Source organism: Bacillus sp. N12A5, assembly GCF_026790125.1.
In the GTDB taxonomy this organism is placed as follows: Bacteria; Bacillota; Bacilli; order Bacillales; family Bacillaceae; genus Bacillus.
Map to the genome: position 1 here is coordinate 35,084 of NZ_JALAMR010000010.1, position 26,854 is coordinate 61,937.

The 26,854-nt window shown below is 45.1% G+C and carries 33 protein-coding genes and 1 pseudogene; 4 read left to right on the top strand and 30 right to left on the bottom strand.

Annotation, left to right across the window (positions count from 1 at the left end):
* Positions 1-29: 29 nt before the first annotated feature.
* The 15 genes from atpA to spoIIR all read right to left on the bottom strand — a co-directional run bounded on the left by atpA (position 30) and on the right by spoIIR (position 11,498).
* On the bottom strand, positions 30-1,538 hold the full coding sequence (atpA, locus tag MOC09_RS13320) for a F0F1 ATP synthase subunit alpha (RefSeq protein WP_014115501.1): 1,509 nt from the start codon (positions 1,536-1,538) through the stop codon (positions 30-32).
* 16 nt (positions 1,539-1,554) lie between these two features.
* Positions 1,555-2,100: a F0F1 ATP synthase subunit delta gene (locus MOC09_RS13325; RefSeq protein ID WP_268360004.1), complete on the bottom strand. Its 546-nt coding sequence runs from the start codon at positions 2,098-2,100 to the stop codon at positions 1,555-1,557.
* Positions 2,097-2,609, bottom strand: coding sequence for a F0F1 ATP synthase subunit B (gene atpF / locus MOC09_RS13330; RefSeq protein ID WP_003244051.1), 513 nt, complete (start codon positions 2,607-2,609; stop codon positions 2,097-2,099). Before atpF ends, MOC09_RS13325 begins: the two co-directional genes overlap by 4 nt.
* Before the next feature lie 162 nt (positions 2,610-2,771).
* Positions 2,772-2,984 carry a F0F1 ATP synthase subunit C gene (gene atpE, locus MOC09_RS13335; protein WP_003151167.1) on the bottom strand — a complete coding sequence of 71 codons (213 nt, stop codon included), beginning with the start codon at positions 2,982-2,984 and terminating at the stop codon, positions 2,772-2,774.
* 45 nt (positions 2,985-3,029) lie between these two features.
* The gene (gene atpB, locus MOC09_RS13340) at positions 3,030-3,764 is read right to left on the bottom strand and encodes a F0F1 ATP synthase subunit A (RefSeq protein WP_003221896.1); all 735 of its coding nucleotides are present in this window, start codon (positions 3,762-3,764) and stop codon (positions 3,030-3,032) included.
* Between the two features lie 7 nt (positions 3,765-3,771).
* On the bottom strand, positions 3,772-4,155 hold the full coding sequence (gene atpI, locus MOC09_RS13345) for an ATP synthase subunit I (RefSeq protein WP_003221899.1): 384 nt from the start codon (positions 4,153-4,155) through the stop codon (positions 3,772-3,774).
* 419 nt (positions 4,156-4,574) lie between these two features.
* Entirely contained in the window at positions 4,575-5,204 is a 630-nt protein-coding gene (upp, locus tag MOC09_RS13350) for a uracil phosphoribosyltransferase (RefSeq protein ID WP_003227670.1), read from the bottom strand.
* Between the two features lie 134 nt (positions 5,205-5,338).
* Complete coding sequence (gene glyA, locus MOC09_RS13355) at positions 5,339-6,586, bottom strand: serine hydroxymethyltransferase (RefSeq protein WP_268360003.1); 1,248 nt, start codon at positions 6,584-6,586, stop codon at positions 5,339-5,341.
* Positions 6,587-6,793: 207 nt separating this feature from the next.
* Positions 6,794-7,336, bottom strand: a complete 543-nt coding sequence (locus MOC09_RS13360) for a TIGR01440 family protein (RefSeq protein ID WP_268360002.1) — start codon at positions 7,334-7,336, stop codon at positions 6,794-6,796.
* 12 nt (positions 7,337-7,348) lie between these two features.
* On the bottom strand, positions 7,349-7,798 hold the full coding sequence (rpiB, locus tag MOC09_RS13365; protein ID WP_268370802.1) for a ribose 5-phosphate isomerase B: 450 nt from the start codon (positions 7,796-7,798) through the stop codon (positions 7,349-7,351).
* A gap of 155 nt (positions 7,799-7,953) precedes the next feature.
* Positions 7,954-8,406 carry a low molecular weight protein arginine phosphatase gene (locus MOC09_RS13370; RefSeq protein ID WP_268360000.1) on the bottom strand — a complete coding sequence of 151 codons (453 nt, stop codon included), beginning with the start codon at positions 8,404-8,406 and terminating at the stop codon, positions 7,954-7,956.
* Positions 8,407-8,480: 74 nt separating this feature from the next.
* Positions 8,481-9,038 (bottom strand): manganese efflux pump MntP family protein, encoded by a 558-nt coding sequence (locus tag MOC09_RS13375; protein WP_268359999.1) that lies wholly within the window; start codon positions 9,036-9,038, stop codon positions 8,481-8,483.
* Positions 9,039-9,116: 78 nt separating this feature from the next.
* Positions 9,117-10,157: an L-threonylcarbamoyladenylate synthase gene (locus MOC09_RS13380; RefSeq protein ID WP_268359998.1), complete on the bottom strand. Its 1,041-nt coding sequence runs from the start codon at positions 10,155-10,157 to the stop codon at positions 9,117-9,119.
* 150 nt (positions 10,158-10,307) lie between these two features.
* The gene (locus MOC09_RS13385) at positions 10,308-10,757 is read right to left on the bottom strand and encodes a GNAT family N-acetyltransferase (protein ID WP_268359997.1); all 450 of its coding nucleotides are present in this window, start codon (positions 10,755-10,757) and stop codon (positions 10,308-10,310) included.
* Positions 10,758-10,823: 66 nt separating this feature from the next.
* The gene (gene spoIIR, locus MOC09_RS13390) at positions 10,824-11,498 is read right to left on the bottom strand and encodes a stage II sporulation protein R (RefSeq protein ID WP_268359996.1); all 675 of its coding nucleotides are present in this window, start codon (positions 11,496-11,498) and stop codon (positions 10,824-10,826) included.
* Between the two features lie 140 nt (positions 11,499-11,638).
* On the opposite strand from spoIIR, the gene MOC09_RS13395 reads away from it, so the two are divergent.
* Positions 11,639-12,001, top strand: a complete 363-nt coding sequence (locus MOC09_RS13395; protein WP_268359995.1) for a UPF0715 family protein — start codon at positions 11,639-11,641, stop codon at positions 11,999-12,001.
* Between the two features lie 18 nt (positions 12,002-12,019).
* On the opposite strand, the gene MOC09_RS13400 is transcribed toward MOC09_RS13395, so the two are convergent.
* The 3 genes from MOC09_RS13400 to prfA form a co-directional block, all read right to left on the bottom strand.
* Positions 12,020-12,307: a DUF5316 family protein gene (locus MOC09_RS13400; protein ID WP_268359994.1), complete on the bottom strand. Its 288-nt coding sequence runs from the start codon at positions 12,305-12,307 to the stop codon at positions 12,020-12,022.
* 61 nt (positions 12,308-12,368) lie between these two features.
* A complete protein-coding gene (gene prmC / locus MOC09_RS13405) occupies positions 12,369-13,238 on the bottom strand; it encodes a peptide chain release factor N(5)-glutamine methyltransferase (RefSeq protein ID WP_268359993.1) in 870 nt (289 codons plus the stop codon).
* 1 nt (position 13,239) lies between these two features.
* A complete protein-coding gene (prfA, locus tag MOC09_RS13410) occupies positions 13,240-14,310 on the bottom strand; it encodes a peptide chain release factor 1 (RefSeq protein ID WP_268360007.1) in 1,071 nt (356 codons plus the stop codon).
* Positions 14,311-14,437: 127 nt separating this feature from the next.
* On the opposite strand from prfA, the gene MOC09_RS13415 reads away from it, so the two are divergent.
* Together MOC09_RS13415 and racA are read left to right on the top strand one after the other, a co-directional pair.
* Entirely contained in the window at positions 14,438-14,821 is a 384-nt protein-coding gene (locus MOC09_RS13415; RefSeq protein ID WP_268359992.1) for a VOC family protein, read from the top strand.
* Between the two features lie 121 nt (positions 14,822-14,942).
* On the top strand, positions 14,943-15,497 hold the full coding sequence (racA, locus tag MOC09_RS13420) for a chromosome-anchoring protein RacA (RefSeq protein WP_268359991.1): 555 nt from the start codon (positions 14,943-14,945) through the stop codon (positions 15,495-15,497).
* 36 nt (positions 15,498-15,533) lie between these two features.
* Here racA and MOC09_RS13425 read toward each other — a convergent pair whose 3' ends face one another.
* The 12 genes and pseudogenes from MOC09_RS13425 to spo0F form a co-directional block, all read right to left on the bottom strand.
* Positions 15,534-16,493, bottom strand: a complete 960-nt coding sequence (locus tag MOC09_RS13425) for an AEC family transporter (RefSeq protein WP_268370804.1) — start codon at positions 16,491-16,493, stop codon at positions 15,534-15,536.
* An 80-nt stretch (positions 16,494-16,573) separates the two neighbouring features.
* Positions 16,574-18,271: an oxaloacetate-decarboxylating malate dehydrogenase gene (gene malS, locus MOC09_RS13430; RefSeq protein WP_268359989.1), complete on the bottom strand. Its 1,698-nt coding sequence runs from the start codon at positions 18,269-18,271 to the stop codon at positions 16,574-16,576.
* 273 nt (positions 18,272-18,544) lie between these two features.
* Positions 18,545-19,147, bottom strand: coding sequence for a thymidine kinase (locus MOC09_RS13435; protein ID WP_268359988.1), 603 nt, complete (start codon positions 19,145-19,147; stop codon positions 18,545-18,547).
* A gap of 86 nt (positions 19,148-19,233) precedes the next feature.
* Positions 19,234-19,434, bottom strand: a complete 201-nt coding sequence (rpmE, locus tag MOC09_RS13440) for a 50S ribosomal protein L31 (RefSeq protein WP_003151132.1) — start codon at positions 19,432-19,434, stop codon at positions 19,234-19,236.
* 118 nt (positions 19,435-19,552) lie between these two features.
* The gene (gene rho, locus MOC09_RS13445) at positions 19,553-20,836 is read right to left on the bottom strand and encodes a transcription termination factor Rho (RefSeq protein WP_003221939.1); all 1,284 of its coding nucleotides are present in this window, start codon (positions 20,834-20,836) and stop codon (positions 19,553-19,555) included.
* A 30-nt stretch (positions 20,837-20,866) separates the two neighbouring features.
* Positions 20,867-21,029, bottom strand: a pseudogene (locus MOC09_RS13450) (hypothetical protein).
* A 212-nt stretch (positions 21,030-21,241) separates the two neighbouring features.
* Positions 21,242-22,207, bottom strand: coding sequence for a class II fructose-bisphosphatase (gene glpX, locus MOC09_RS13455; RefSeq protein ID WP_268359987.1), 966 nt, complete (start codon positions 22,205-22,207; stop codon positions 21,242-21,244).
* A gap of 30 nt (positions 22,208-22,237) precedes the next feature.
* Positions 22,238-23,527 (bottom strand): UDP-N-acetylglucosamine 1-carboxyvinyltransferase, encoded by a 1,290-nt coding sequence (locus MOC09_RS13460; protein WP_268359986.1) that lies wholly within the window; start codon positions 23,525-23,527, stop codon positions 22,238-22,240.
* A 211-nt stretch (positions 23,528-23,738) separates the two neighbouring features.
* Positions 23,739-23,912: a hypothetical protein gene (locus MOC09_RS13465; RefSeq protein ID WP_268359985.1), complete on the bottom strand. Its 174-nt coding sequence runs from the start codon at positions 23,910-23,912 to the stop codon at positions 23,739-23,741.
* Positions 23,912-24,550, bottom strand: a complete 639-nt coding sequence (gene fsa / locus MOC09_RS13470; RefSeq protein WP_268359984.1) for a fructose-6-phosphate aldolase — start codon at positions 24,548-24,550, stop codon at positions 23,912-23,914. Before fsa ends, MOC09_RS13465 begins: the two co-directional genes overlap by 1 nt.
* A gap of 118 nt (positions 24,551-24,668) precedes the next feature.
* Complete coding sequence (locus MOC09_RS13475) at positions 24,669-25,526, bottom strand: class II fructose-bisphosphate aldolase (RefSeq protein ID WP_268359983.1); 858 nt, start codon at positions 25,524-25,526, stop codon at positions 24,669-24,671.
* A gap of 179 nt (positions 25,527-25,705) precedes the next feature.
* The gene (spo0F, locus tag MOC09_RS13480; RefSeq protein ID WP_003227621.1) at positions 25,706-26,080 is read right to left on the bottom strand and encodes a sporulation initiation phosphotransferase Spo0F; all 375 of its coding nucleotides are present in this window, start codon (positions 26,078-26,080) and stop codon (positions 25,706-25,708) included.
* Positions 26,081-26,245: 165 nt separating this feature from the next.
* On the opposite strand from spo0F, the gene MOC09_RS13485 reads away from it, so the two are divergent.
* Positions 26,246-26,767 (top strand): DUF2529 domain-containing protein, encoded by a 522-nt coding sequence (locus MOC09_RS13485; RefSeq protein WP_268359982.1) that lies wholly within the window; start codon positions 26,246-26,248, stop codon positions 26,765-26,767.
* The last annotated feature ends 87 nt before the right edge of the window (positions 26,768-26,854 follow it).

Consider the following 26,854-nt stretch of genomic DNA (forward strand, 5'->3'; position numbering starts at 1 on the left):
AGAACCTTTTTCTCTCATCAGCATTCGAGTTAGTTGCTTGGTGCAAATGTGCGTTTGAAGCCTTCGATTGCAGCTTTGAAGTCTTCATCAGCAGGAAGGTTTCCTGTTTTCGCAATTCCGTCAAGCAGTTCTTTATGGTTTTGGTCAAGGTACATGTAGTACTCTTCTTCAAAACGTCTGATATCCGCTACTGGAATATCATCGAGATATCCTTTAGTCAGCGCATAAAGAATAGCTACTTGCTTTTCAACCGGAAGCGGCTTGTTCAGATCCTGCTTCAGTACTTCAACTGTACGCGCACCGCGGTTCAGTTTCGCCTGAGTCGCTTGGTCGAGGTCAGATCCGAATTGAGCGAATGCTTCCAGCTCACGATATGACGCAAGGTCAAGACGCAAAGTACCTGATACTTTTTTCATCGCTTTGATTTGCGCTGAACCACCGACACGGGATACAGACAAACCGGCGTTGATCGCTGGACGTACGCCTGAGAAGAACAAATCAGATTGCAGGAAGATCTGTCCGTCAGTGATGGAAATAACGTTCGTCGGAATATAAGCAGAGATATCCCCGGCTTGTGTTTCTACGAACGGCAGAGCTGTAATTGATCCTGCGCCTTTCGCGTCGCTAAGCTTTGCTGCACGCTCAAGCAGACGGGAATGAAGGTAGAATACATCCCCAGGGAACGCTTCACGGCCTGGCGGACGGCGAAGAAGCAAGGACAGCTCACGGTAAGCAGCCGCTTGTTTAGAAAGATCATCGTATACAACAAGAACGTGCTTGCCGTTGTACATAAATTCTTCTGCCATTGTAACCCCTGCATACGGAGCCAGGTACAGAAGCGGTGCCGGCTGAGACGCAGACGCCGTGACAACAATTGTATAATCAAGCGCGCCGTGCTTACGCAATGTTTCTACTACGCCGCGGACTGTTGATTCTTTTTGACCGATAGCAACATATACGCAGATCATGTCTTGGTCTTTTTGGTTCAGGATCGCATCGATCGCAACAGATGTTTTACCTGTTTGACGGTCACCGATGATCAGCTCACGCTGGCCGCGGCCGATTGGGATCAGTGCATCGATCGCTTTAATACCTGTTTGAAGCGGTTCATGAACGGATTTACGGTCCATAACGCCTGGTGCAGGGCTTTCGATCGGACGTGTTTTGCTTGTAAGGATCGGGCCAAGTCCGTCTACCGGCTGGCCTAATGGGTTCACAATACGGCCGATTAATTCTTCACCGACAGGAACCTCCATGATGCGGCCTGTTCTTTTTACTTCGTCTCCCTCACGGATCTCACTGAAAGGTCCTAAGATGACGATACCTACGTTTGATTCTTCAAGGTTTTGAGCCATACCCAAAACACCGTTTGAAAATTCGACAAGTTCACCGGCCATACAGTTGTCAAGGCCGTGTACGCGAGCAATACCGTCACCGACTTGGATGACTGTACCTACGTCTTGAACTTCAATATCAGATTGATAATTTTGTATTTGCTGTTTTATCAGCGTGCTAATCTCTTCAGCTTTGATGCTCACTTAGGTTTCACCCCTTCTATCGATTTTCCCCGGCTAGTTGACGTTCAATGCGCTGAAGCTTTCCGCTTACGCTGCCGTCAAAAATCCGGTTTCCTATGCGGACTTTAATACCGCCTATTAAATCCGTCTGCACTTCATTTCTGATTCTCAGTGAAGCGACTCCGGCTTTTTTTGCAAATACTTGTGATAAAGATAAAACTTCCGCATCCGTCAGCGGTTTTACTGAATATACGATTGCGTCTTCTGTTTGACGTGCCTCATTTGCGAGTTTAATAAACTCATCTGTGAGCTCAGGCACAATTGCTGCCCGATGGCGGTCAATCAAAAGAAAAATCGTATTGAGCACGGACTGTGACAAAGAGCCAAATGCATTCTGAATGAGCTCTTTCTTCTTCGCAGCCGGCACCTTCGGATGGTTTAACACATCATTAAGCGCTTTTTCGTTTTGAAATACTTCTTTTACAACGGTTAGCTCTTCTTCTACTTGATTCAGCTGAGCGGACTCATTGGCAATATCAAAAAGAGCTGACGCATATCTTTTAGAGACAGCTGATCCACTCATCGGCTTTCTCCTACCTCTTTAAGATAGTCCTGGATCAATTTCTCTTGAGCTTGTTCATCCAGTTCTTTTTCGATCACTTTCGACGCAATCATGACAGAAAGAGACGCTACTTGCTCACGGAGAGCAGAAACCGCCTGTTCTTTTTCCTTCACGATTTCAGTTCTTGCTGCTTCTTTCAGACGTTCAGATTCTGCACGTGCAGCCTGAATAATCTCTTCTTTTTGCTTTTCTCCCAGTTTCTTTGCGTTTTCGATAAGAGTTTGGGATTCTTGTCTTGCTTCTTTTAAAAGAACGCGCTGCTCTTCAATCAGCTGCTGCGCCTCTTTATTTTTTTCTTCAGCAGACGTAATTTCTCCAGCGATGTGGTCTTCACGCTGTTTCATTATGTTTAATAGCGGCCCTAAAGCGTATTTCTTCAGAAGCGCTAATAAGATTAGCATAGCTAACAGTTGGAACAGGATATCTCCGCCGTTAAACGACAGTCCTAGTTCAAGTGGTAATTGAGACATCTACTACGGCAACTCCCTTCTGCAGGTTTTTCTTTGCTGATCCAGCAGCCGCACTTGTCTCTTTTCAGCCGGCAAGGCGGGTTGCTTATCAGACATAAAGCAATGGCGAAGGTTCTCTTGGAATGATCTTCGCCATTTTTAGTTCATATAAGGCTTTTATGCTTAGCCAAAGAACGCTAAGAATGCGATAACGACAGCGATAATAGGAAGGGCCTCAACTAATGCGATACCCATGAACATAAGAGTTCTAAGTTCTTTACCTGCTTCCGGCTGACGGGCAATCCCCTCTACCGTACGTGAAACAATCAAACCGTTACCAATACCTGCACCAAGTGCGCCTAAACCAATTGCAATCGCAGCTGCTATTAAATTCATGAAAAAGTTCCTCCTTTAAAATGTTATCCGTTTGGATATAATGTTTTAATGATCATGACTGATTTTATGAGACATGTACACCATCGTCAGCATTGTGAAGATAAACGCTTGGATGGCACCAATAAATAAACTGAATGCCTGCCATGCCAGCATTGGCAGAATGGCGCCGATTGTACCGACTAGACCGAGAGCCACGCTTTGCGAATAATGGCTTGTCGCTAAACCCGCAAGCAGACCGAGAAGAATCTCACCGGCGAAGATGTTACCATAAAGCCGCAACCCGAGAGTCAGCGTATTCGCAAACTCTTCGATGATTTTCATCGGGAGCATGAATGGAACAGGTCTTAAATAGTCTTTGGAATATTCCTTGAGCCCTTTCATCTTCACACCATAGTAGTGGGTTAAAGCAACAACCATCACGGCTAGCGTTAATGTAATGGCAGGGTCGGCTGTCGGAGATTTCCACCAGAGCTCATGTCCGATTGTAATAGAGAACGGCAGCCCCAGCATATTCGACACAAATATGTACATCAGCAATGTGACACCAAGTGCCAAGAAGTTAGCCCCTGTTTTCAAATCCATTGTACTGCCGATAATATTGCGGACGAAATCAACAACCCATTCCATAAAATTCTGGGCTTTTCCGGGACGGATCGAAAGTGTTCTTGTCGTCAATATAGCAATCAATAAAACAATCACACTCGCCACAGTAATCATCAGAATGTTTGTCAGATTAAAAGTAAGACCTAGAAATTCAATAGTTCTGTATTCATGATTCAAAGGGTTTTCACCTCTCTTCCATTGATGAACGTTTAAGCTGGATAAAGGAATCTATCATAATGACAGGGTAGATTGTCATTAATCCAATAACTGTACTTGCCATATGAAAATGCTCGGGATTTTTATAGGCCACAGCCGCAGCAAGAATCGCATTGCACCACCGCGCTGCGCTCCCAAGAGATCGTATGGACTTTCCTTTCTCAACGGCTCTGTCAAAGGCGTTCATTCTCCTGACGAGCAGTAAAAAATTAAACAAACTGAAAACAGTTCCCAGAATAAGGCCTAAAAAAACGGTTTTATACGCTGTTAAACCATAACCCAGTACATACACTGCCAAAATGAACAATAAGTATTTGCGTTGTCTGCTAAATGTAAGCTTGGGATCGTCCATCAATTATCTGTCTCCTGATGAAAAAATAATGTAAAGCTTAGATACGGCATAAATCAGCGGTTAACCCTAGTAGAAGACCTTTTTTGACCGGCAAAACGGGCCTGTTCGAAAAAATCATTCATCCGCAAGCCTTGCAGGGATGCTGTTTCATTCGCTTAAATAAATCCTCATAATACGGGTTTTCTGAGAGGATTTACGTTGAGGATGAGGACTATAATGAAAGCTATGAAAACCTTCTCATAATACCCTCGTTTAGCATACAATAGCCCCTAACATGTGTCAATCTGTTTAAAGTTAAAAAACTTTTTATACTGTAAGCCTCCACAGAATGTTCACATTTTCACCTATAATTGTATACAGATTGACCGAATAGCAAATATCTGGATAAAAAAAGAAAACCCTTTTCGGGTTTTCTTTTTTTATTTTGTTCCAAACATACGGTCTCCTGCATCTCCGAGACCCGGAACGATATAACCTTTTTCATTTAATTTTTCATCAAGAGCCGCGATGTAAATATCCACGTCTGAATGATGCTTCTGCAATTCTTCCACACCCTCTGGCGCCGCTACAAGGCACATGAACCGGATATTTTTCGCGCCGCGTTTTTTGAGGCTGTGAATCGCTTCTACAGCAGAACCCCCTGTAGCCAGCATCGGGTCAACCACAATGAATTCACGCTCTTCCACGTCAGAAGGAAGCTTGACATAGTATTCCACGGGCTTTAAGGTTTCAGGATCACGGTACAGGCCGACATGTCCCACTTTTGCCGCAGGAATCAGCTTTAAGATGCCGTCAACCATTCCCAATCCCGCTCTAAGGATAGGAACCACTCCGAGTTTTTTTCCTGAGATGACTTTCGATTTCGCAGCCTGAACAGGTGTGTTGATATCCACTTCTTCTAAAGGAAGATCGCGGGTAATTTCAAACGCCATCAGTGTGGCTACTTCATCTACAAGCTCTCTAAAATCCTTTGTACCTGTATTTTCATTCCGTATATATGTCAGCTTATGCTGAATTAAAGGATGATCAAATACATAAACCTTTCCCATGCTGTGTTCAGCTCCTTTTTTATTGTCCCATCAACAATTTCACACTTCTATTGATTCTACAAAAAAAGACATTGAGTTTCAAGAACATCGTCAAAAAACCCGCCGGGCATTAGCCCGAACGGGTTTTTGGAATCTTAGTAATCTAATTCTTTATATAAAGGAAATTTATCAGTCAGAGCAGCTACACGCTGTCTTGCTTCTTCAAGTTTTCCTTCATCTTCGTGGTTTTTCAATGCAAGCGCAATGATCGCACCGACTTCTTCCAATGCGTCTCCGTCAAAACCGCGGCTTGTCACAGCAGCTGTACCAAGACGGATACCGCTTGTTACGAAAGGTTTTTCTGGATCGTATGGAATCGCGTTTTTGTTAGACGTAATTCCGATTTCATCAAGCACATGCTCTGCAACCTTACCTGTCAGTCCGAGAGAACGAAGGTCAACAAGGATAAGGTGGTTGTCAGTTCCGCCTGAAACGAGCTGGATGCCCTCTTTCGTCAACGATTCAGCCAAGCGTTTTGCATTTGAAATGACATTTTGCGCATATGTTTTGAAATCGTCCTGCAATACTTCGCCGAATGAAACAGCTTTTGCAGCAATCACGTGCATCAGCGGTCCGCCTTGAATGCCAGGGAAGATGGATTTATCAATTTTCTTGCCAAACTCTTCACGGCAAAGGATCATGCCTCCGCGAGGGCCTCGAAGTGTTTTGTGTGTTGTTGTTGTCACGAAATCAGCGTAAGGAACCGGGTTTGGATGAAGGCCTGCCGCAACAAGTCCTGCGATATGCGCCATATCCACCATGAAGTAAGCGCCGACTTCATCAGCAATTTCACGGAATTTCTTAAAGTCGATTGTACGAGGATACGCACTTGCTCCTGCTACAATAAGCTTCGGCTTATGAGCGAGGGCTTTTTCACGCACGTCATCGTAATCAATATGTTGAGTTTCTTTATCTACGCCGTACTCAACAAAGTTATATTGAACACCGCTGAAGTTGACTGGACTTCCGTGTGTTAAATGACCGCCGTGGGAGAGGTTCATCCCAAGTACAGTATCGCCTTGCTCTAAAATCGTGAAGTACACTGCCATGTTTGCTTGTGCGCCTGAATGCGGCTGAACGTTTACATGCTCTGCTCCAAAGATTTCCTTCGCGCGGTCACGAGCGATATCTTCCACGACATCGACGTGCTCACATCCGCCGTAGTAGCGTTTGCCCGGATATCCTTCAGCGTATTTGTTCGTCAAAACAGATCCTTGTGCTTCCATAACCGCTTCACTTACAAAGTTCTCAGAAGCAATCAATTCGATCTTAGTCTGTTGGCGTTCACGCTCATTTTTAATGGCGTTAAACACTTGTTCGTCTTGCGCAGGTAAATGTTTCATCAGCGAGATCCTCTCCTATCCGTATCCTGTTCTTTGTTTTTACCATCACTATTGTACATGGTTTTTTAGGTCGATGTAAAAGATTATTTTAAAAAAATCGAAATTTTCATTGGTAAAAACGAATATTGATAACTTAAATTTAAATTAAAGTTCGGGATTTATTTTTCTGCCTTTAAAATAAAAGAAAAGACTGGCCATGCAGTCCTTTCATTCGCTCCCATAAACCGCCCGCACTCCGCCGATCAGTTTCGGCCGAGTACGAGCCAGTGTCACATGTGCCGCCCCGAGATTATTTTGAGAAACGCGTACAGGGACAGCTACCGGCTTCAGATGCATGCCGATAAACGTATCGCCGATGTCTATTCCGGCGTCAGCCTGAATGGCCTCGACAAGAACAGGAGACTTCATCTGCTTAAATGCATAAGCAGCCATTGCCCCGCCCGCCTTTGGAACAGGCACAGCAGAAACGACCGGAAGCATGAACCGCTGAGCGGTTTCCTCTTCAACGACAAGCGCTCTGTTCAAATGCTCGCAGCATTGAAAGGCCAGGTGAATACCCGTTTTTCCCTTAAGCTCGGCAAGACCGCTGTATATGCTTTCCGCAATGTCTTCGCTGCCTGATGTTCCGATCCGGCTGCCGGCCACTTCGCTCGTGCTGCATCCAAGGACAAAGAGCTGATCTTGTTTCAATCCCGCCTGTTCCCCGAACTCAGACAGCATCGTCTTCCACGTTTGTTTCAACTCATTCATCGAACAGCACCCCTACAGGTTTTTCTCTTCATAATCTGAGATTTTTCCGATGCGCTTTTGGTGTCTTCCGCCGGTAAACTCAGTAGTCAGCCAGATTTTTGCGATTTCCCGCGCCAAACCAGGGCCGATGACCCGTTCACCCATCGCGAGGATGTTTGTGTCATTATGCTCTCTCGTCGCCTTTGCGCTGAATGTATCGTGTGCAAGCGCGCAGCGGATGCCTTTGACTTTATTTGCGGAAATGCTCATGCCGATGCCTGTCCCGCAAATTAAAATGCCTCTGTCAACTTCGCCGCTTACCACTTTTTCGGCCACCGGAAAAGCATAATCCGGATAATCGACAGATCCGCTGCCGCAGTCACAGCCCATATCAATATATTCAATTTGCAATTCGTCCATTAAGTCTTTGATTTCATTTCGAATGTGAACGCCACCATGATCCGATGCTATGGCTACTTTCATCTGCTTTTCCTCCCAGCGTGTGTAATGCGGCCCGCCCGCTTTGTTGACCGCGCAGCCTGTCCGCTCTTTGATTCACACCATATGATGTGCTTTTCACTATATTCTACTCCTTCACGCAGGATTTGCAAATGACCTGTTTGCAGATTTTCTGACAGCTACTTGCTGTCTTTTTTCAGCTGTTTTGCCAGCTGCCGAAGAAGCTCTTCAAGCTCATCTCTCGTTTGTTTATAGATGTCAATTGAGCCGCCAAACGGATCGATGACATCCCCATAGCTGCCTGTGACGTATTCTTTCAGCGTAAATACTTTATCACGATAACGTTCAAATTGGCTGGTAATGAACTGCTTGTGCTGATGGGTCATAGCCAGAACCAAATCAGCCGATTCCATATGCTCTTCAGTTAACGGAGAAGACACATGATTAAGGGCGATGTGTTTTTCAAACAGCGCTTCGACTGCCTGAGGCGTCGCCCTCCCATTAGGTGAAGCAAACACACCTGCCGAGCGGACACTGACATTCAGCCCTTCCGTTTCTGCAATTGATTTAAAAAGCGCCTCAGCCATCGGGCTGCGGCACGTATTTCCAGTACAGACAAAAATAATGTTCATGTCGTCACCCCTTATTTTTCTCTATTATATATGAAGAAAAAAGAAACGGCGACTTCGTTTCTTTTATTGGTATATTAAATCGGCAAAAGCAGCTTGAGGCCAAATACGATTAATATAATGCCTCCGAGCGCTTCGCTGTATGTACCAAGCCATGACTGCACTTGTTTCCCGATCAGCAGGCCCAGCCATGTCAACACCATGCTGAACAGCCCGAACAGGGTAATTGTTAGAAACGGATGCGAGCCGTATATCCCCAAGCTCAAACCGACGGAGAAGCTGTCAAGGCTGACGCCGACGGCAAACAGCAATAAGCCTGGACCTGACGGCGACATGAACCGTTCTTCTGACTGTTTAAAAGAAGCCATCAGCATTTGTACCCCAAGAACAAAAAGCAGCGAACCTCCGATATAAACCGCTAACACACCGAGGAGCCCTGACAGCATGTTACCGGCCGCCATTCCCCCGAGAGGCATGATGACGTGAAAGAGGCCGATAATAAAACCAATATAAAATATCTGCTTTTTTCTGAGTTTGACCATGCCCATTCCGAGACCGACAGAAAAAGCATCCATCCCTAAAGCAAACGCCATGATGCTTAATGTAATCAGTTCGCCAATAAACAAATCCGACATACATGAATAACCCCCTTGGACACGCCCCGCTTTTTTAGCCTATGCGTGTCCAAAAAGGGTTAGAACATCTGAATGCATTCAGCGAATCACTCTTCCTCCAGCGGCTTTCATCAGCCTATTCATAATGGCAAGTCCGACGCCCGTGTCAGGAAAGGATTCCGCGATAATAAAATCTACCTTCTTCTCATCAAAGCTGCGTAAAGCATCATACAGCGCGGCCGCGACAGTCTCAAGCTGAGCCCGTCTGCCGCAGCTCTTCACATAATCAGCGGAATAAACGCCCGCGTTTTCTTCTGTCGTCAGGACACCGACCCGTCTTCCGCCCTGTTGATATTCTTGTATAAGATGCTGAATGCGCTCCGGGCTGCCTTCGCAAATGGCAAGCGGTGCTGTCGGCGCATAATGGGTATATTTCATCCCTGGAGAAATCGGCTTCTCATTTTGATCACTGAGCCCTTTATCCACAAGGATCGGCCCAATCTCTGCTTCAATTTGTTCTTTCGTAATGCCGCCCGGGCGCAGGAGAACAGGGATATCACCCGCACATGAAAGCACAGTTGATTCGACTCCGATTCCAGTAGGGCCTCCATCCATAATGCCTGCTATGCGGCCATCCAAGTCGTGAGCCACATGCTCAGCCTTTGTCGGACTTGGCTTGCCTGATAAATTGGCGCTCGGTGCCGCTATCGGCAAACCCGACTCGCGAATCAATGCAAGGGCAAGCGGATGATCCGGCATTCGAATGGCAACCGTTTCAAGCCCTGCCGTTACACGAGGTGAGAGCGCACCAGGTTTACAAGGCAGAATGAGCGTAAGTGCTCCAGGCCAAAACCGTTTCATCAATGTTTTCGCCTTTTCCGGCGCCGGACCCGTTAAATCCTCAAGCTGGCTGATGTCCGCGATGTGGACAATCAGGGGATTATCACTCGGCCGCCCTTTCGCCTCATATATTTTTTTGACGGCATCCGTGTTTTTCGCGTTTGCGCCGAGGCCGTATACCGTTTCTGTCGGGAACGCAACAACCTCATTCTCCCGAAGCAAAGCGGCTGCTTGTGCAATTTGTGGATCATTTGTGGATAACTCATCAGTTACATCCACAAACCATCTTTTCGTTTTCATTTCTGACCAAACTCCTTATTCACAACAATAAAACGATTGTTTTACGCGTGTAATCCTTTTGAAAGTATAAAAGATGTCCTGTCATAAAACAAGCGTTATCCACAAATTGTGGACAACGCTAATAAAGAAGTGGATAAGTATGTGTATAAATCACACTGATCCAGACGCTTTTTTCATCAAGACGGCCCCTTCCGTTTGCCGCGATTCACAGAAGTGATCGGAAGTAAACAGCTCTTCCGGTACGCTTTCAGCTCGTTCAAAACCCATGGCCGCGAGGAAATCAGCAGAAGAATGCTGATTCGCTATTAAATATATTGTTTTAATCTGATGCTTTTCGCACAGCAGCTCCATGCTCTGAAAGAGCGTCACAATATGTCCTTGGTGAAGCTTGTCCGATATCACAAGTGATCGCAGCAGCCCTTGATCACAGCTTATTTTTTCAATTCCGAGACATCCGGCAATGTTTTTCTCGCTGTCCTCCAGCATAAGAAACTGGGTGAAGCCTTCTTTCACGCCTTCATAATTGGTTTTCGCCTGTTTTAAAAATTCCTCGAGCATGTCTCCGTCTTTTTCCCTTGCCACCCGCAGTTGATAAAACATCCGTTCACCCCGTTTTTGCATTCTTTCTTCCAATCTATGAGGCAAATCTATTTTTAGACCAGGTGATTAGGAAAAAAGGTCGGAAATCCATTCGACTAAGAAGAACTTCACCTCTGCGCCGTCTTCCTTTTCTTCTTTCTCTTCCTTTTTGGCTTTTTCAGCTTTTGCTGTTACGTCCTCAAGCACTTTTTTAGTCTGCTTTTTTGAGGCTTCTTTATCTTCTTGTTCTTTTACGGCTTCCCCATTCGAAAAATCAAGAAAGCAGAGCGGCGGGAACAGCACACACCACCAGTTGGCGCCGTCGCCGTTTCCAAGCGTAATCAGAATCGCTTCATACTCACCAGCGGGATATACCATGTTGCCGTAAAGCTTTGTCGGAAATGAGATTTTGTCAAAATCAACAGATATGGACTGGTTCGCCCCTTCTTTCTCCATTGTTTCCTTTGCAATTTCTTTGATTTCAGGAAGCTTGGAGCGAATGACACGACGAGCCTCTTCTATAGAAGTAATATCCTCTACCCAGGTTGTGATTTCTTTATTGACCGCGTCTCTGATATGCCGTTTTAATTGCTGGTCCTGTTCCCTATCGCTGTTTGCCAATATTCTCAAACGAATCGCCTCATCCGGTATGACCACCGGCTGATTCTCTGATTGCTGTGCTGTCTCTTCTTTTGCCAGCCCTACAAGTGCTCCAGATAATAAAAGAAAGATATATATACAAATGATAACTGTTTTTTTCATCGGTCCCCACCGTTCCTCTCCGTGCTTTGTTTCTAGCCCTATTATGGACAAGGAGAGCCTGAGGTAAACGTGCAGGGTGAAAAAAATCTAGCAAGCTGTTAATCTTATTTATGGTACGATAGTGTTTTAGGAGGTTTAAGATGAAATATAATTATACAGTGCTGCTATCAGCATTCACAATGTCGGTTCTTTATTCGATTATTTATATTCATTCATTTATTATTGCCGCTCTTATTACGATGGCATTTTACTTTCTGTTTCCTTATTTGATATTTGCGCTGCCGCTTCAATTCATGATGAATAAAAAGCCGAAACGGTTCAGCCCTTTGTATTTGCTGTATTATCTTGTTGCGGCTTTTATTGCCAACGCAATCATCTTTGGCTTGCTGCAGCCTTCGGGACAATCTCTGCTTCAAAATACAGCCTTTTATATTTTCGCTGTATTAACAGCTCTTGTCTATTGGATATGGGATTCTGTTTTACTGCAAAAAAAGGAAGCCTAAGAGGCTTCCTTTTTTTCATTAAAACAAAACCGTCAGCAAATAACATAGAATAGAGGGTATCGCCGCAACAAAGAAAGCAGCCGCCATTTTCATGCGGGATGTACGGCTTTCTTTGGTTTCTGAGTGGTAGTTTGCCCGCTGATCACTTCCGCTTACAGCCAAACCCGATGTGATGATCGCGAGCCCGACCAAAACGAGAGACACAACGCCAAAAATTGCTTCATATGAAAGTGCCTGCGGAAAAATGGTGCTAATCATGCTCTCAATCGCAATGAGCAAGATTCCTGCTGTCAGGGCCTTTTTCATCTTTTACATCCCCTTTGCTGGTGTTCAAACAGCTTGATTCATTAACTCGCCAGCAAGCTGCTTATTTATTTTTATGAATCACAGCGCATATGGTTCTGTCTTTTCCATTAATATCTTTCAGCACTTCCACTTCCGCATGTTTAAACGCCTTGAGGATCAGCTCTTTGACCGCTTCCCCCTGTTTCCATCCGATTTCAAAAACGACAAACACTTTATCCTTCATGACAAGCGGGATGTCTTCCATAAACCGCTTATAAAACTTCAGCCCGTCTCCGCCATCGGTGAGAGCGTGCAGGGGCTCATGAAAACGGACAATCTCCGATAAATCAGCCATTTCTTCCTCTGAAATATATGGAGGATTCGAGACAATAATATCAGCTTTTTTTCCTGCCTTAATAAAAGGCTCAAGCAGATCGCCCTGATAAAAACGCACATCCGCCCCCAGCTTTTCCGCATTGGCAGAGGCGACTTGCAGCGCCTCTTTCGAAATATCGACAGCCGACACAGAAAAGTTTTGGTTTTCAAGCGCAAGCGTGATGGCTATCGCGCCGCTCCCTGTACCGACGTCAACGACATCAAGCCGGCCGTCTTCAGAAGAAAAGACATGACGATATGTTTCAAGCAGATGATAGACAACCTCTTCTGTTTCCGGCCGAGGAATCAGCACATCATCATTCACCATAAATTCCCGTCCGTAAAAAAACTCTTTTCCGATAATATACTGAACCGGCACACCCTCTTTATGCATCTCAACGTGACGCGTAAAGCGATACAGTTCATCTTCGCCAATCGGTTCCTGTAAGCTGGCCAGCAGCTTGCTTCTGTCCATTCCGGTATCATAAAGCAAAAGAAGCTCGGCCGCATTTTCTTCTCTTCCCGCTTCGGTTAAATAAGAAGAAGCCCATTTCAGGGCTTCAAATATCGTCTTCATCTTAACCTTCCGACTGCTGAAGCTTGCTTGCCTGATCTTCAACAATCAGCGCTTCAACCACTTCGTCAAGTTTTCCTTCAAGAATCTGGTCAAGCTTTTGGATCGTCAGGCCGATTCTGTGATCCGTCACACGGTTTTGCGGGAAGTTGTATGTGCGGATACGCTCAGAGCGGTCGCCTGATCCAACTGCTGATTTCCGTGTTTGATCATATTCAGCCTGGGCTTCCTGCTGAAATTTATCATAGATTCTGGCACGGAGAACCTTCATTGCTTTTTCTTTGTTCTTGATTTGAGATTTTTCATCCTGGCATGATACAACAACACCTGTCGGCAAGTGCGTCAGACGAACGGCAGACATTGTTGTGTTAACGCTTTGTCCGCCCGGTCCGCTTGAAGCAAACGTATCAACGCGAATATCCTTTTCATGAATATCAACCTCTACCTCTTCTGCCTCAGGAAGACATGCTACTGTTGCAGTAGATGTATGGATACGGCCGCCGGATTCTGTTTCCGGAACACGCTGTACACGGTGGGCGCCGTTTTCATATTTGAGTTTAGAATACGCGCCGTTACCCGTAATCATAAAGATGATCTCTTTGTAGCCGCCCGTACCGGTTACACTCGCTTCCATGACCTCTGTTTTCCAGCCTTGAAGCTCAGCATAGCGGGAATACATTCTGTACAGGTTGCCCGCGAATAAAGCGGCTTCCTCGCCTCCCGCAGCTCCGCGGATCTCCATAATAACGTTTTTGTCGTCATTCGGATCTTTCGGGATCAGGAGCACTTTCAGGCGTTCTGACAGTGTTTCCGTTTCCTTCTGAAGTTCAGAAATCTCTTCCTTCACCATGTCGCGCATCTCAGCATCCAGCTTCTCTTCAAGCATCGCTTTTGCATCAGCCAGCTGTTCTGACGCATCTCTGTATTGTCTATATACGTCAACTGTTTCTTGTATATCAGATTGCTCTTTTGAATATTCTCTTAGCTTTTTCGGATCGTTGACTACTTCTGGATCGCTCAAAAGCTCATTTAATTTTTCGTATCGTTCTTCGATTGACTTTAAACGGTCTAACACGGTCTTCACCTCTGTTTTCCTGTGCGTAACATTCTCATTATAGTATAGTGATTAACCCCAGTCAAAAGCATTTCAATCCCAGTTGGAAAAGCCTCCTCTGCTATACTGGGAATTGAGGAGGGATGATATGCTGAAATCCATACATCATATTGCAATCATATGTTCAGATTATGAAAAGTCGAAAGCTTTCTACGTACATAAGCTTGGTTTTCAAGTGATTCAAGAAACGTACCGTGAAGAGCGCGGCTCCTATAAGCTAGATTTGTCGCTTAACGGCACGTATGTCATTGAGCTGTTCTCGTTTCCCGACCCGCCCGCACGCCGAACCCGGCCTGAAGCGGCAGGCCTCCGCCACCTCGCCTTTACAGTCGGCTGCTTGGATAAGGCGGTTCAGGAGCTTCATGAGAAAGGAATCGAAACAGAGCCAATCAGAACAGATCCGCTGACCGGCAAACGGTTCACCTTCTTTTTTGACCCTGACCAGCTTCCTTTAGAACTGTATGAACAATAACGGTTTTTGAAGAAATAAAGGAGATCCCCACTTTCTTTGCCGAATCTTTTCTTGTTTTGTCTAATAGGAAGGGAACCGCATTCTATGGTCGAATACCTAGCTAAAAAGGAGGTATGGGATCATGAATACAAATATGGTAGCAAGTGAACTCGGCGTCTCCGCAAAAACGGTGCAGCGGTGGGTGAAACAACTGAATCTTCCGGCCGAACGCAATGAGCTTGGACACTATTCGTTTACGCCAGAAGATGTAAAGATTCTAAAATCTGTTCAAAAACAAATTTCTGAAGGCACGGCGATTCAGGATATTCATGTGCCGCAAAGCGCTAAAAAACGCACAGGCTTCCTTGTCCAAACAACAAATGGCGACACAGAACGAAGAATTGAACAGCTCGAACAGAAACTGGATGCCCTTTTACAGCAAAAGCAGGACGAAAACGTTCTGCTGGCAAGGATCGGGGAACTGGAACGCCAACTGAAACAAAAAGCCGATGAGGGTGTATCTTATCAGTTGCTTCAGCATCGCAGAGAAATTGATGACATCCTTGCAGACCTGCAATCACTGACCTCGCAAATTGAAGAATTCACCGCCCAGCCGATCCCCGAGACCGCTGCTGCTTCCGAAAAAACCAAAACAAGAAAAAAACCGCTTTTGTCATTTTTCAAATTTCAAACCTAAAGAAAAAAAAGCTCCCTTTACGGGGAGCTTTTTTGATTACGCAGTAAGCGCGATAATAATTGGAAGTGAAATCAATGACAGAATCGCACTGACCACAAACGCAGTCGCAGTTTCTTCTTCTTGTTTCTCGAAACGAGTCGCAATCATGGCTGCAACAGCAGAACCAGGGAATGCTACAAGAAGGATGGCTTTTGTTGTTTGGTCAGCTGGAAGTCCGATAGCAAGAGCAATCAGGAACATTAACGCAGGCTGAACCGCAACTTTTAGTAACGCAATACCGATAGCCGGCATACTGAGTTTGATTTTACGAATACCAACGGTAACACCGACAGCAAAGAGAGCAACACCAGATGTTGTGCTTCCAAGCTGATCAAGCATTTTGACACCCAGCTCAGGAAGAGTGAAATTGAAAACCAGCACTAAAATCATACTGATTAACGGAGCAGCTGCAAGCGGCTCACATAGACCATGCAGGATTGATTTCCCTGTCATTTTCCAGAAGCTGTCGCCACTCTCTTCGTTTTTCTTAGAAGACTCACCGACAGTAGCGATAATGATCGCGAGCGGATCAAGAATCGCGTTTACCACGATACCTGTAACCGCGATCGGAATCGCAACTTCATTCGCTCCGAATAAGCTTCCCAATACCGGGATACCCATAAATGCGAATGTCGGCTGTGCAGAGTTCAAAGAAAATACAGATGAGTTCGTTAAATCATACTTCAAGATAAATCTGCAAACTAATAGAATGATGATATAGAAACCAACAATCCCAATAATTAAAGAAACCATCAATGGAACTTGTGATAAAAATTCACTTCTGGAAGTTGTCAAAATACCAGCGATAAAGTGAGCTGGAAGTGCGTATTTCGTTACTAACGTACTTACCCCTTTTGCTGACTTGGCATCATAACTTCCGAAATGTCCAGCAAACCATCCCAGCACGATAACAAAGAAGATCGGTGCCAGGAGGATTAAGATATCTAAGATGCTCAAAATATTCTCCTCCAAATCCTATGTCCGTATACTTTAGCTTTACAAAAAGCTTTCCCTCGGACGAAAAATTTACTCGCTAATTATTTCGCGATGACTTTTTTGTATTCCGGTGTCCACATTGCATCAAGAACAGCTTGTTTCACATCTTCAGGCTGACGATTTGCCACGCCGTCTTTAATTGCCGCTTCAGCAACAGCAATCGCAACTTGAATAGATACTTCTTGAAGCTTATCGATGCTTGGAAGCAATCCTGCTCCAGGTGTTTCAAGATCAACCATTTCTGCAATCGCATCAGCAGTTGCAGCAAACATTGCAGGCGTAATGATACGCGCTTCAGCTACAATTGAACCAAGTCCTAGACCAGGGAACGCGAATGCGTTGTTAGATTGTCCAATTTCATAAGAAACACCGTTGTATTCTACATTGTCAAATGGGCTTCCTGTTGCAATAAGCACTTTTCCGTCAGTCCATTTGAATAGATCTTCAGGCACTGCTTCAGCAAGGTGAGTCGGATTAGACATCGGCATGATAACCGGACGGTCTACGTGAGATGCCATCTCTTTCACAATTTCCTCTGTGAACGCACCTGAAACTCCTGAAGTACCAATTAAGATGGTTGGTTTCGCTTGGCGAACCACTTCATCGAATGGAATTTGGCCTTTTTCATCGCGTTTCCAGTCTTTCACTTCATCTGCAGTGCGAAGGTAAGGTTTTTGGAAATCAAGGATGCCTTCGATTTCCTCAGTCAGCAAGCCTCTGTAATCAAGTGTGTAAAAGCGTTTGTTAGCTTCCTCTTCAGATAATCCAGCAAGCACCATTGTGTCACGGATTTGGTCAGCAATACCGATACCGGCAGAACCAGCACCGAAGATAACAACACGCTGATCTTTAATAGAAGCGCCAGTTTTCTTCATCGCCGCAAGCACACCAGCAAGAGTGATTGCTCCTGTACCTTGGATATCATCATTAAATGTAAGAATTTCATGGTTGTATTTTTTCATGATATTGCGTGCATTTTTGTTGCCAAGGTCTTCCCAGTGAAGAAGCGCTTTAGGGAAGAATTTCAATGCCGCTTTGACATAAGCGTCAATGAAAGCTTCATAGCGTTCACCTTGAACACGTTCATGCTTATTACCGATATATAAAGGATCATTTAGAAGTTTTTCGTTGTTCGTACCGACATCAAGCACAACCGGGATAACACGGCTAGGGTCAATACCAGCTGCAGCAGTGTACACAGCCAATTTACCGATAGCGATATTAATACCGCCTACACCCCAGTCACCGATACCGAGAATACTTTCAGAGTCAGTAGCAACGATAAGATCGATATCGCCTGCTGTCGCATGAAGGTTTTCAAACGCTTTTTCAATACCGTCAATGTTGTCAATTGACAAGTAGATCCCTTGAGGTCTTCTATATTCATGGCTGTATTCCTGAATCGCTTCACCAACTGTTGGTGTGTACACAACAGGAAGCATTTCGCGAAGATGGTTTTGCAGCAATTTATAGAAAAGAACTTCGTTACGGTTTGCAAGATCACTTAAGTAAACATTTTGGCGAAGGCGGTCAGGCTGCGCTTGGAATTGCTCGTAAGCGCGTTGTGCTTGTTGATCAAGAGAAAGTACAGTTGGCGGCAAAAGTCCTTCTAAGCCGAGTTCTTGTCTTTCTTCTACTGAAAAAGCAACGCCTTTATTCAAAGTAGGAATAGATAAAACTTCTTTTCCTCTAAGAGTTGTCTCTAAGTGGCCTTCTTCTGTTTTTTTTATGTTATTCAAGCAAATCTCCTTCTTTCTCGAAATAGTTAACCAAGTTAAGTAATAACCCATCTAAAAAATAACCGATCATGATCTTTATGCGACTTTGTGACAATTATTCGAACAATGTCTCAAAACTATTTACATTACGTTAGCTATTTTATGCCTGTAAAAATCAAAATTCAAGAGAAGAAAATTACTTAATTTTTTAATACACTTAATTAAATTTTTTAATTGATTATTATCAGAATATAAAAAAAACACCGCTGTTTTCAGCAGGTGCTTTCTATCTTTCTACCCATGTTTTGGGTTATTTTTATTTTTTCCTGGGACTTCATGATGATGTCTGCATCTCGCTTCATACGATTCGGATGCGCCCACCAAAATGACCGGATCATCGTAAGAAGCAGGTTTACCGTCAATCAGGCGCTGTGTTCTGCTTGCCGGTGATCCGCAGACGGAACAGACGGCTTGCAGCTTCGTCACATTCTCCGCAATCGCCATAATGTCCGGGACGACGCCGAAAGGCTCTCCTCTAAAATCCATATCGAGACCCGCTGCAATCACACGGTAGCCTTTATCGGCTAGAGATGATAACACCTCAACAATTTCCCGGTCAAAAAACTGAACTTCATCAACCGCAATCACATCCGTACTTTCACTGATATGATCCCAAATGTCCGCAGCAGAAGAAATGGCATAACTCGTCATAGATGTTCCATTATGGGAGACAACAGCATCTTCGCTGTATCGATTATCAATCACAGGCTTAAATACCCTGACTTCCTGCTTGGCATAAGTCGCTCTCTTCACTCTTCTGATCAGCTCTTCAGATTTCCCCGAGAACATGCTGCCGCAAATCAGCTCAAGCCAACCGCTTTGTTTCATTATGTACATAGGCTCTGCTCCCCTCTCTGCCAGCTGTGTTTTAGACAATATAAAAAACAGGCAAGACTGCTTCTTGCCTGTTGAAAAATCTATTATTACTTAAGACCGTATTTTTTGTTAAAGCGATCAACACGACCATCAGCAGAAGCGAATTTTTGACGGCCAGTGTAGAATGGGTGGCACTCAGAGCAAATCTCAACGCGTACCTCTTCTTTTACTGAGCCTGTTTCAAATTCATTTCCGCAAGCGCATTTAACTGTTGCTTTTTTGAAATTAGGATGAATTCCTGCTTTCATTGTATCCATCTCCTTCCGCCCTGAATCCCGTGTGGAAACAGAGTTATTATTTCGGAGCATTGTCCGAAACGCATATGAGAAAATTATATCAGTGATTTACTTCTTTTGCAAATACAATTTATCTTCTAGCAGATGATAGATTTGCCTGTTTCCATTCCTGATTGAGAATATCGAAAAATTCCTGGTTTGTTTTGGTTTTTTTCATTTTTCTCATGAATTTTTCTGCGAAATCAGGTGAATCAGACATCGTTTTGCGGATCGACCATAAACGATCAAGATGCTCTTTAGGCACAAGCAGCTCTTCCTTGCGCGTTCCTGAACGGCGGATATCGATGGCCGGGAAGATGCGGCGCTCTGCCAGAGAGCGGTCAAGGTGAAGCTCCATGTTGCCTGTTCCCTTGAATTCTTCATAAATAACGTCATCCATACGTGAGCCTGTATCCACAAGAGCCGTAGCAAGGATGGTTAAGCTGCCGCCCTCTTCGATATTTCTCGCAGCTCCGAAGAAGCGTTTTGGACGGTGGAAAGCGGCTGGGTCAATCCCTCCGGAAAGCGTTCTTCCGCTTGGCGGAATCACTAAGTTGTAGGCGCGGGCAAGGCGAGTGATGCTGTCCATCAGGATGATGACGTCTTTTTTATGTTCCACGAGACGCATCGCGCGCTCAAGCACAAGCTCGGCCACTTTGATATGGTTTTCCGGCACTTCATCAAACGTTGAGCTGACGACATCCCCAGCTACAGAGCGCTCGATATCGGTTACTTCCTCCGGCCTTTCGTCGATCAGAAGCACAATGAGCTCTGCTTCAGGCTGATTCGCTGTAATGCTGTTGGCAATTTCCTTCAGAAGCATCGTTTTACCGGCTTTCGGCGGCGCAACAATCAATCCGCGCTGTCCAAATCCGACCGGCGCCATCATATCCATAATTCTAGTAGACAGGAAGTTCGGCTTTGTTTCAAGCACCATTTGACGATCTGGATAAAGTGGCGTAAGAGCCGGGAAATGCACACGCTCTTTTGCTGATTCGGGATCATCTCCGTTTACTGCTTCAACGTGCAAAAGTCCATAGTAACGTTCATTTTCTTTTGGCGGGCGAACCTTGCCGGATACTTTGTCTCCGTTCCGCAAATCGAAACGGCGGATTTGTGAAGCTGAGATGTAAATGTCTTCTGAGCTTGGAGAGTAGTTGATCGGTCTCAGAAAGCCGAAACCTTCAGACTGGATGATCTCAAGAACGCCTTCCATAAACAGCAGATCTTCCTGTTCTGCATTCGCTTTCAGAATGGCGAAAATGAGTTCTTTTTTTGTCAGTTTACTGTAGTAGGAGATTTTATAATGTCTTGCAAGTTCATAAAGCTCTTTCAATTTCATATTTTCCAAAGAGGAAATAGATACGTCTTTCATAAAAACACCACGCTTTTCATAGTCAATATCTTACTCTGCACATGTAATCTGCTGCTTTTGCACAACATCCGCCAAAGCACATTCTTTTTTTTAACATAAAGGAACTTCTATCGGTAACACTTCCACCCATGATCGGCGCTTTTGTTAAAAGGATTGTCTTAATGAGTTTTGAAGGAAGCGAGGACAAAAACATGAGAAGATCAATACTTATATCGTCTGTATGCGGTAGAATTGAAACTTTCCTAGTGCTTAAAAGAAGGAATTACGCAGTAAAATTCGCAGCACTCTTTATTTTTACCTTATTTCAAAAAATTATTCAACTGAAATAAGGTTTTGACACGGAATTGATAGAGTTGACTCTTTTCTGCAAAAGAAAAGCGGGCTCACACCCGCGTCTTCTGTTTGTTATGGACGGATTACAAGATTAGGTTTCTTTTTCAAGCTGTGTCTGCCGTCAACAAAGCGGACAGTTCCTGATTTTGCACGGATAACCAGGCTTTCGGTTGTGCCGACAGAGCCTTTGAATTGAACGCCCTTTAACAGCTCGCCGTCAGTTACCCCGGTAGCTGCAAAAATCGCGTCATCACCCTTCACAAGGTCCTCCATACGAAGAACTTTGCTTAAATCAAGGCCCATTTTGTTGCAGCGTGTGATTTCTTCTTCGCTTTGCGGAACGAGTTTACCGATAATTTCTCCGCCAAGCGCTTTTAACGCAACAGCAGAAAGCACACCCTCAGGAGCTCCGCCTGATCCGAACAGAATGTCAACGCCCGTGTGGTCGAAAGCCGTGTTGATGGCGCCTGCGACATCGCCATCGTTGATCAATTTGATCCTGGCGCCGGCCTCACGAAGCTCGGAAATAATGTTAGCGTGTCTTTCACGATTTAAGATGGTGGCAACAACGTCCTCAACATCTTTGTTTTTCGCTTTCGCCACCGCTTTAAGGTTATCAATGACAGGTGCTTCAATGTCAATGCAGCCCACCGCTTCCGGACCGACTGCGATTTTTTGCATATACATGTCAGGAGCGTTCAGAAGCGTGCCGTGGTCTGCGACCGCGATAACGGTCAGTGCGTTCCAGCCGCCGCTTGCTAAGATGTTTGTGCCCTCAAGAGGGTCAACTGCGACATCAACGCGCGGGCCATACCCGTTTCCGAGTTTTTCGCCAATATACAGCATCGGTGCTTCGTCCATTTCGCCTTCACCGATCACAACGGTCCCTTTCATCGGAACTGTATCAAAAACGTCTCTCATTGCACTTGTTGCCGCTTCATCAGCCTCATCTTTTTTCCCCCGGCCCATCCATCTTGCAGATGCCAATGCCGCGGCTTCGGTCACACGTACCAATTCCATAGATAAACTTCTTTCCATTTCAACACGATCTCCTCTCACAAGAAACCATTATGAATTTTGAAGCTGTTCTATCTCTTCGTCAGTCATTCTTTCACGCCAGATTGTCGCTCCAAGCCCCTCAAGCTTCTTCTCAAGGCTGCTGTATCCGCGGTCAATATGCTCCAGTCCCGTAATTTCCGTGACGCCGTCAGCCATCAGGCCGGCTACGACCAGACAGGCTCCGGCACGCAGGTCGCTCGCCTTCACTTTTGCGCCCTGAAGCTCGACAGGACCTGTGATGATGGCAGATCTGCCTTCTACTTTCATATTCGCACCCATCCGTCTCAGCTCGTCAATGTGTTTGAACCTTGCCGAGTAGATGGTATCTGTTACGACGCTTGTCCCTTTTGCTCTTGTCAAAAGCGCCGTCATCGGCTGCTGCAAATCAGTCGGAAAGCCCGGGTATACAAGGGTTTTGACGTCAACCGGCTTTAAGTGCTTCTGCCCGCCGACAATGAGAAGCTGGTCGTTGCTAGTTTCGATGTGATAGCCCATTTCTCTCAGCTTTGCCGTTAACGACTCAAGATGAGTGGGGATCACATTATCGATAATGACCTCCTTGCCCATTGCAGCCCCTGCAATCATAAATGTCCCGGCCTCAATTCTGTCGGGAATGATCGTATGCTTGCAGCCGTGCAGTTCCTTCACGCCGTCGATTCGGATCACATTGGTTCCCGCACCTTTGATTTTGGCGCCCATGCTGGTAAGCAGTGTCGCCACATCAATGATCTCAGGCTCCTTGGCAGCGTTTTCGATAATCGTTTTCCCTTCGGCCAAAACAGCGGCAAGCATAATGTTAATGGTTGCCCCTACACTCACGACATCTAAATAAATGCGTGCGCCTCTCAGCTTTTCAGCACGCAAATAAATGGCGCCCTGTTCATTGGTCACCTCAGCGCCGAGCGCTTCAAAGCCTTTGATATGCTGGTCAATCGGACGGGGGCCCAGGTGGCAGCCGCCGGGCAATCCGATGACGGCCTGCTTAAAGCGGCCGAGCATCGCCCCCATTAAATAATACGACGCGCGAAGCTTTTTTACTTTCCCGTTAGGAAGCGGCATGCTGATCATCGACGTGGGGTCAACAACCATTTCCCCATTCTCAAAATGCACGTTGCCGCCGATTTCCTTTAACAGGTCACGCAGCGTTTCAATATCTGAAATCTCTGGAAGCCCTTCAATTGTCACCTCGGAATTTGCCAAAATGGTTGCAGGTATTAATGCAACAGCACTGTTTTTAGCGCCGCTGATATGTACTGTACCGTTTAACGAGTCACCGCCGGCAATATTCAACTTTTCCATGATAGTCTCCTTCCATAAGAAGATAGCTGCGGAGCTAAATAAAATGTCATTTTATTCTGTCTCTGCAAATAAAGCTCATGTCCAAAATCTAGCCAATTCGAAGAGAAAGAATACAACACATTGTAAAATATCAGGAAGAAAATAGCGAAGCTTTGCGGGGCACAGGTTTCGAAAGTTACAGAGAGACCCGCCGGTTCGAGAGACATCGTCGTCATCCGGCAAAAGCAGTACGCAAACCCTTCATTCCGATATCAGCTTCTGCAGCCCAATGATTCCTTCTCTGTAAAGCGGCGTCAGCAATCAGCATCTGAAGGTCCGCTGTATCAGGACGGTGAAAAACAAAGGCTGCGGCAAACAGGCATAAGCTGTTTGCCGCCCTTTGCATTATTTATTCCAGTCTGCCAGGAATTGTTCGATTCCTTTGTCTGTTAATGGGTGCTTCGTGAGCGCATGAATGACTTTCAGCGGCATTGTGCCGATATGAGCCCCTCTTAGAGCTGCTTCTGTCACGTGCTGCGGATGGCGGATTGACGCCGCAATGATTTGCGTATCAAGGCCGTGAATGTCAAAAATCTGCTTGACTTCTGAAATCAGGTCAAGTCCGTTGTGGCCGATGTCATCTAAACGTCCCAGGAATGGAGATACATACGTTGCCCCTGCTCTGGCAGCAAGAAGCGCCTGGTTAGCATTGAAGATCAATGTAACGTTTGTTTTGATGCCTAATTCAGTAAGTGCGCTTACCGCTTTTAAACCGTCAGACGTCATCGGAATTTTTACCGTAATGTTCGGAGCGATTTTTGCCAGTTCTTTTCCTTCCTCGATCATTTCCTCAGCTTTCAAAGAAATAACCTCTGCACTTACAGAGCCTTTCACAACGTCTGTGATCTCGCGAAGACGGTCGTGGAATGATACGTTAGCTTCTTTTGCTACTAAACTAGGATTCGTCGTTACGCCGGCGAGAATTCCTAATTCATTCGCTTCTTTAATTTCATCGATATTGGCTGTATCAATAAAGAATAACATTTTCAAAAAGCCTCCTTGAGTCAGAAATTTTCTGAACTGTGAATATGATTGCGCTTTCTAAAGATAGACGGAAAACCGCCTGTCAAGCTGTCAGGCGGCTATAAAAGTTCCAATTGAATTAAGCTTGGTTTGAAGAACCAAATTCACGCATTTTACCGATAACTGTTTCTTTGATCGCTTCACGAGCTGGTCCAAGGTATTTACGAGGATCGTACTCGTTAGGCTTAGCTGCCAATGTTTCGCGAACAGCTTTTGCAGAAGAAATTTGGTTTTCAGTATTCACGTTGATTTTAGCTGTACCAAGTGAAATTGCTTTTTTGATGTCAGCAGTCGGAATTCCAGTACCGCCGTGAAGAACTAATGGAAGACCAGTTGTTTTGCCGATCTCTTCCATTTCTTTGAAACCAAGGTTTGGTTCGCCTTTGTAAGGGCCGTGAACAGAACCTAGTGCAGGTGCAAGGCAGTCGATGCCAGTGCGCTCAACAAGCTCTTGGCACTCTTTAGGGTCAGCGTAGATTACGCCTTCAGCGATAACGTCATCTTCTTGTCCGCCGACTGTTCCAAGCTCAGCTTCTACAGATACTCCGTGGAAATGAGCTAGCTCAACAACTTTTGAAGTTGTTGCAACGTTTTCTTCAAATGGATGGTGAGAAGCGTCGATCATTACAGATGTGAAACCTGCATGAATCGCTTTCGCACAAGATTCAAAGCTTGAACCGTGGTCTAAGTGAATCGCAACAGGAACTGTCACTTTGTACTCTTCCATAAGTGCTTTTACCATAGCAACGACTGTTTTGAAGCCGCCCATGTAGCGTCCCGCACCTTCGGAAACACCAAGGATCACTGGAGATTTTTCTTCTTCAGCTGCTTGTAAAATCGCTTGAGTAAACTCAAGGTTGTTTAAGTTAAATTGTCCTACAGCGTACCCTTTTTCTTTAGCTGTATTCAACATTTCCGTCATAGAAACTAAAGGCATGTCGAATGTCCTCCTTATGTAGCCTGATTGTCTTCTAGCGAAAAAAGCTTTCCACCCTAGCATGACCCATATATTGCTGTCATATGTAAATACCAGATCGCTTTTTCTCCATAACTAGAATACCAACTTTTCGACAAATCGGCAACACAATGACATGATTCATTTGTTTCTTCTTTTTGTCAGTTAGACTTCAGGGGCAGATATTTTTTGACGGCGTCTCTGATTTCGTCGATGTCAAATGGCTTCGCAAAATGCGTCAGAGCGCCCAATTCCTTTGATTCCTGGATCATGTCGAGCTCTCCGTATGCCGTCATGATGATCACCCGGATGTTTTCATCAATGACCTTCATCCGTTTTAGAATTTCAATTCCGTCCATGCCGGGAATTTTCATGTCCAGAAGCACAAGGTCGGGCCGTTCTTTTGTCACGATGTCAAGCGCCTGCAGGCCGTTTGCAGCCTGAAATGTCTGGTAGCCTTCTTTATTGAACACTTCGTTAAGCAAAATACGTATGCCGTATTGATCATCAACGATTAAAATTTTTTCATTCATCATTTTACACCCCAATATTATGATTTTCGTCAAAAGTAAGCAGTAGTGTATGTATTCTGTTTGATTTTATTATTTCCTTTAATTATAATAGTCTACTTTACGACATTTTCTGAGCATTTTCTCTTTTGTTGTATACTGATATTGTACGTTATAAAGGAGGATTCACTTATGTTGAAAATATTTACGACGCAGTTAACAGGTATTTTTTCCCGCATTCAGGATAAGGAATCTGACGCGATTGAAGATGGGGCACGGCTGCTTGCTCAAGCGGTGATCAGCGGGCATTCCATTTATTTATACGGAGCAAATGAGCTTCAGGGCGTCTATTATGAGGCAACCGAAAGCAGCGAACCATTCCCATCTGTCAAAGTCTTTCCAAAGAGCGCTGAGGAAGTGACAGAAAGCGACAGGGTGCTGATGTTTTGCTCAGGGACGGGCACAGCCGAAGAGCAGGCGCTCGCAAAAGAGCTTTATGAAAAAGGCGCGGGAGTCGTATGCGTATCGCCGGCAGCCAAAGACAGTGCGGGAATTGAACAGTATTGCGATGTGCATATTGATTCTAAATTAAAAATGCCGCTCGTTCCCGATGAAGACGGCACCCGTTACGGATTTCCCTCTTTAATGACAGCACTGTATGTCTACCATGCTTTGTCGTTTACATTAAAAGAAATTCTGCAAGAGTATGCATAATATCTTATTGTACATGCTGTATCTAGCCGGAAACAAATAAAAAAGACTTGCCCGCTTTTGACAAACTGGTCTTATCCCTGTCAAGTA

What these genes read in the sequence shown, in the direction of transcription:
- MOC09_RS13475 (WP_268359983.1), bottom strand. Translation starts at nt 25,526, where the DNA reads ATGCCTTTAGTTTCTATGACGGAAATGTTGAATACAGCTAAAGAAAAA.
- MOC09_RS13395 (WP_268359995.1), top strand. Translation starts at nt 11,639, where the DNA reads ATGAAATATAATTATACAGTGCTGCTATCAGCATTCACAATGTCGGTT.
- racA (WP_268359991.1), top strand. Translation starts at nt 14,943, where the DNA reads ATGAATACAAATATGGTAGCAAGTGAACTCGGCGTCTCCGCAAAAACG.
- MOC09_RS13485 (WP_268359982.1), top strand. Translation starts at nt 26,246, where the DNA reads ATGTTGAAAATATTTACGACGCAGTTAACAGGTATTTTTTCCCGCATT.
- prmC (WP_268359993.1), bottom strand. Translation starts at nt 13,238, where the DNA reads ATGAAGACGATATTTGAAGCCCTGAAATGGGCTTCTTCTTATTTAACC.
- MOC09_RS13415 (WP_268359992.1), top strand. Translation starts at nt 14,438, where the DNA reads ATGCTGAAATCCATACATCATATTGCAATCATATGTTCAGATTATGAA.
- MOC09_RS13435 (WP_268359988.1), bottom strand. Translation starts at nt 19,147, where the DNA reads ATGTACATAATGAAACAAAGCGGTTGGCTTGAGCTGATTTGCGGCAGC.
- spo0F (WP_003227621.1), bottom strand. Translation starts at nt 26,080, where the DNA reads ATGATGAATGAAAAAATTTTAATCGTTGATGATCAATACGGCATACGT.
- MOC09_RS13325 (WP_268360004.1), bottom strand. Translation starts at nt 2,100, where the DNA reads ATGAGTGGATCAGCTGTCTCTAAAAGATATGCGTCAGCTCTTTTTGAT.
- glpX (WP_268359987.1), bottom strand. Translation starts at nt 22,207, where the DNA reads ATGGAAAGAAGTTTATCTATGGAATTGGTACGTGTGACCGAAGCCGCG.
- MOC09_RS13360 (WP_268360002.1), bottom strand. Translation starts at nt 7,336, where the DNA reads ATGAATGAGTTGAAACAAACGTGGAAGACGATGCTGTCTGAGTTCGGG.
- fsa (WP_268359984.1), bottom strand. Translation starts at nt 24,550, where the DNA reads ATGTTATTCTTTATTGATACAGCCAATATCGATGAAATTAAAGAAGCG.
- rpiB (WP_268370802.1), bottom strand. Translation starts at nt 7,798, where the DNA reads ATGAAAGTAGCCATAGCATCGGATCATGGTGGCGTTCACATTCGAAAT.
- MOC09_RS13400 (WP_268359994.1), bottom strand. Translation starts at nt 12,307, where the DNA reads ATGAAAAAGGCCCTGACAGCAGGAATCTTGCTCATTGCGATTGAGAGC.
- MOC09_RS13370 (WP_268360000.1), bottom strand. Translation starts at nt 8,406, where the DNA reads ATGAACATTATTTTTGTCTGTACTGGAAATACGTGCCGCAGCCCGATG.
- MOC09_RS13380 (WP_268359998.1), bottom strand. Translation starts at nt 10,157, where the DNA reads ATGAAAACGAAAAGATGGTTTGTGGATGTAACTGATGAGTTATCCACA.
- rpmE (WP_003151132.1), bottom strand. Translation starts at nt 19,434, where the DNA reads ATGAAAGCAGGAATTCATCCTAATTTCAAAAAAGCAACAGTTAAATGC.
- rho (WP_003221939.1), bottom strand. Translation starts at nt 20,836, where the DNA reads ATGAAAGACGTATCTATTTCCTCTTTGGAAAATATGAAATTGAAAGAG.
- MOC09_RS13465 (WP_268359985.1), bottom strand. Translation starts at nt 23,912, where the DNA reads ATGCAAAGGGCGGCAAACAGCTTATGCCTGTTTGCCGCAGCCTTTGTT.
- atpE (WP_003151167.1), bottom strand. Translation starts at nt 2,984, where the DNA reads ATGAATTTAATAGCAGCTGCGATTGCAATTGGTTTAGGCGCACTTGGT.
- spoIIR (WP_268359996.1), bottom strand. Translation starts at nt 11,498, where the DNA reads ATGAAAAAAACAGTTATCATTTGTATATATATCTTTCTTTTATTATCT.
- MOC09_RS13375 (WP_268359999.1), bottom strand. Translation starts at nt 9,038, where the DNA reads ATGTCGGATTTGTTTATTGGCGAACTGATTACATTAAGCATCATGGCG.
- upp (WP_003227670.1), bottom strand. Translation starts at nt 5,204, where the DNA reads ATGGGAAAGGTTTATGTATTTGATCATCCTTTAATTCAGCATAAGCTG.
- atpI (WP_003221899.1), bottom strand. Translation starts at nt 4,155, where the DNA reads ATGGACGATCCCAAGCTTACATTTAGCAGACAACGCAAATACTTATTG.
- atpF (WP_003244051.1), bottom strand. Translation starts at nt 2,609, where the DNA reads ATGTCTCAATTACCACTTGAACTAGGACTGTCGTTTAACGGCGGAGAT.
- glyA (WP_268360003.1), bottom strand. Translation starts at nt 6,586, where the DNA reads ATGAAACATTTACCTGCGCAAGACGAACAAGTGTTTAACGCCATTAAA.
- MOC09_RS13460 (WP_268359986.1), bottom strand. Translation starts at nt 23,527, where the DNA reads ATGGAAAAGTTGAATATTGCCGGCGGTGACTCGTTAAACGGTACAGTA.
- MOC09_RS13385 (WP_268359997.1), bottom strand. Translation starts at nt 10,757, where the DNA reads ATGTTTTATCAACTGCGGGTGGCAAGGGAAAAAGACGGAGACATGCTC.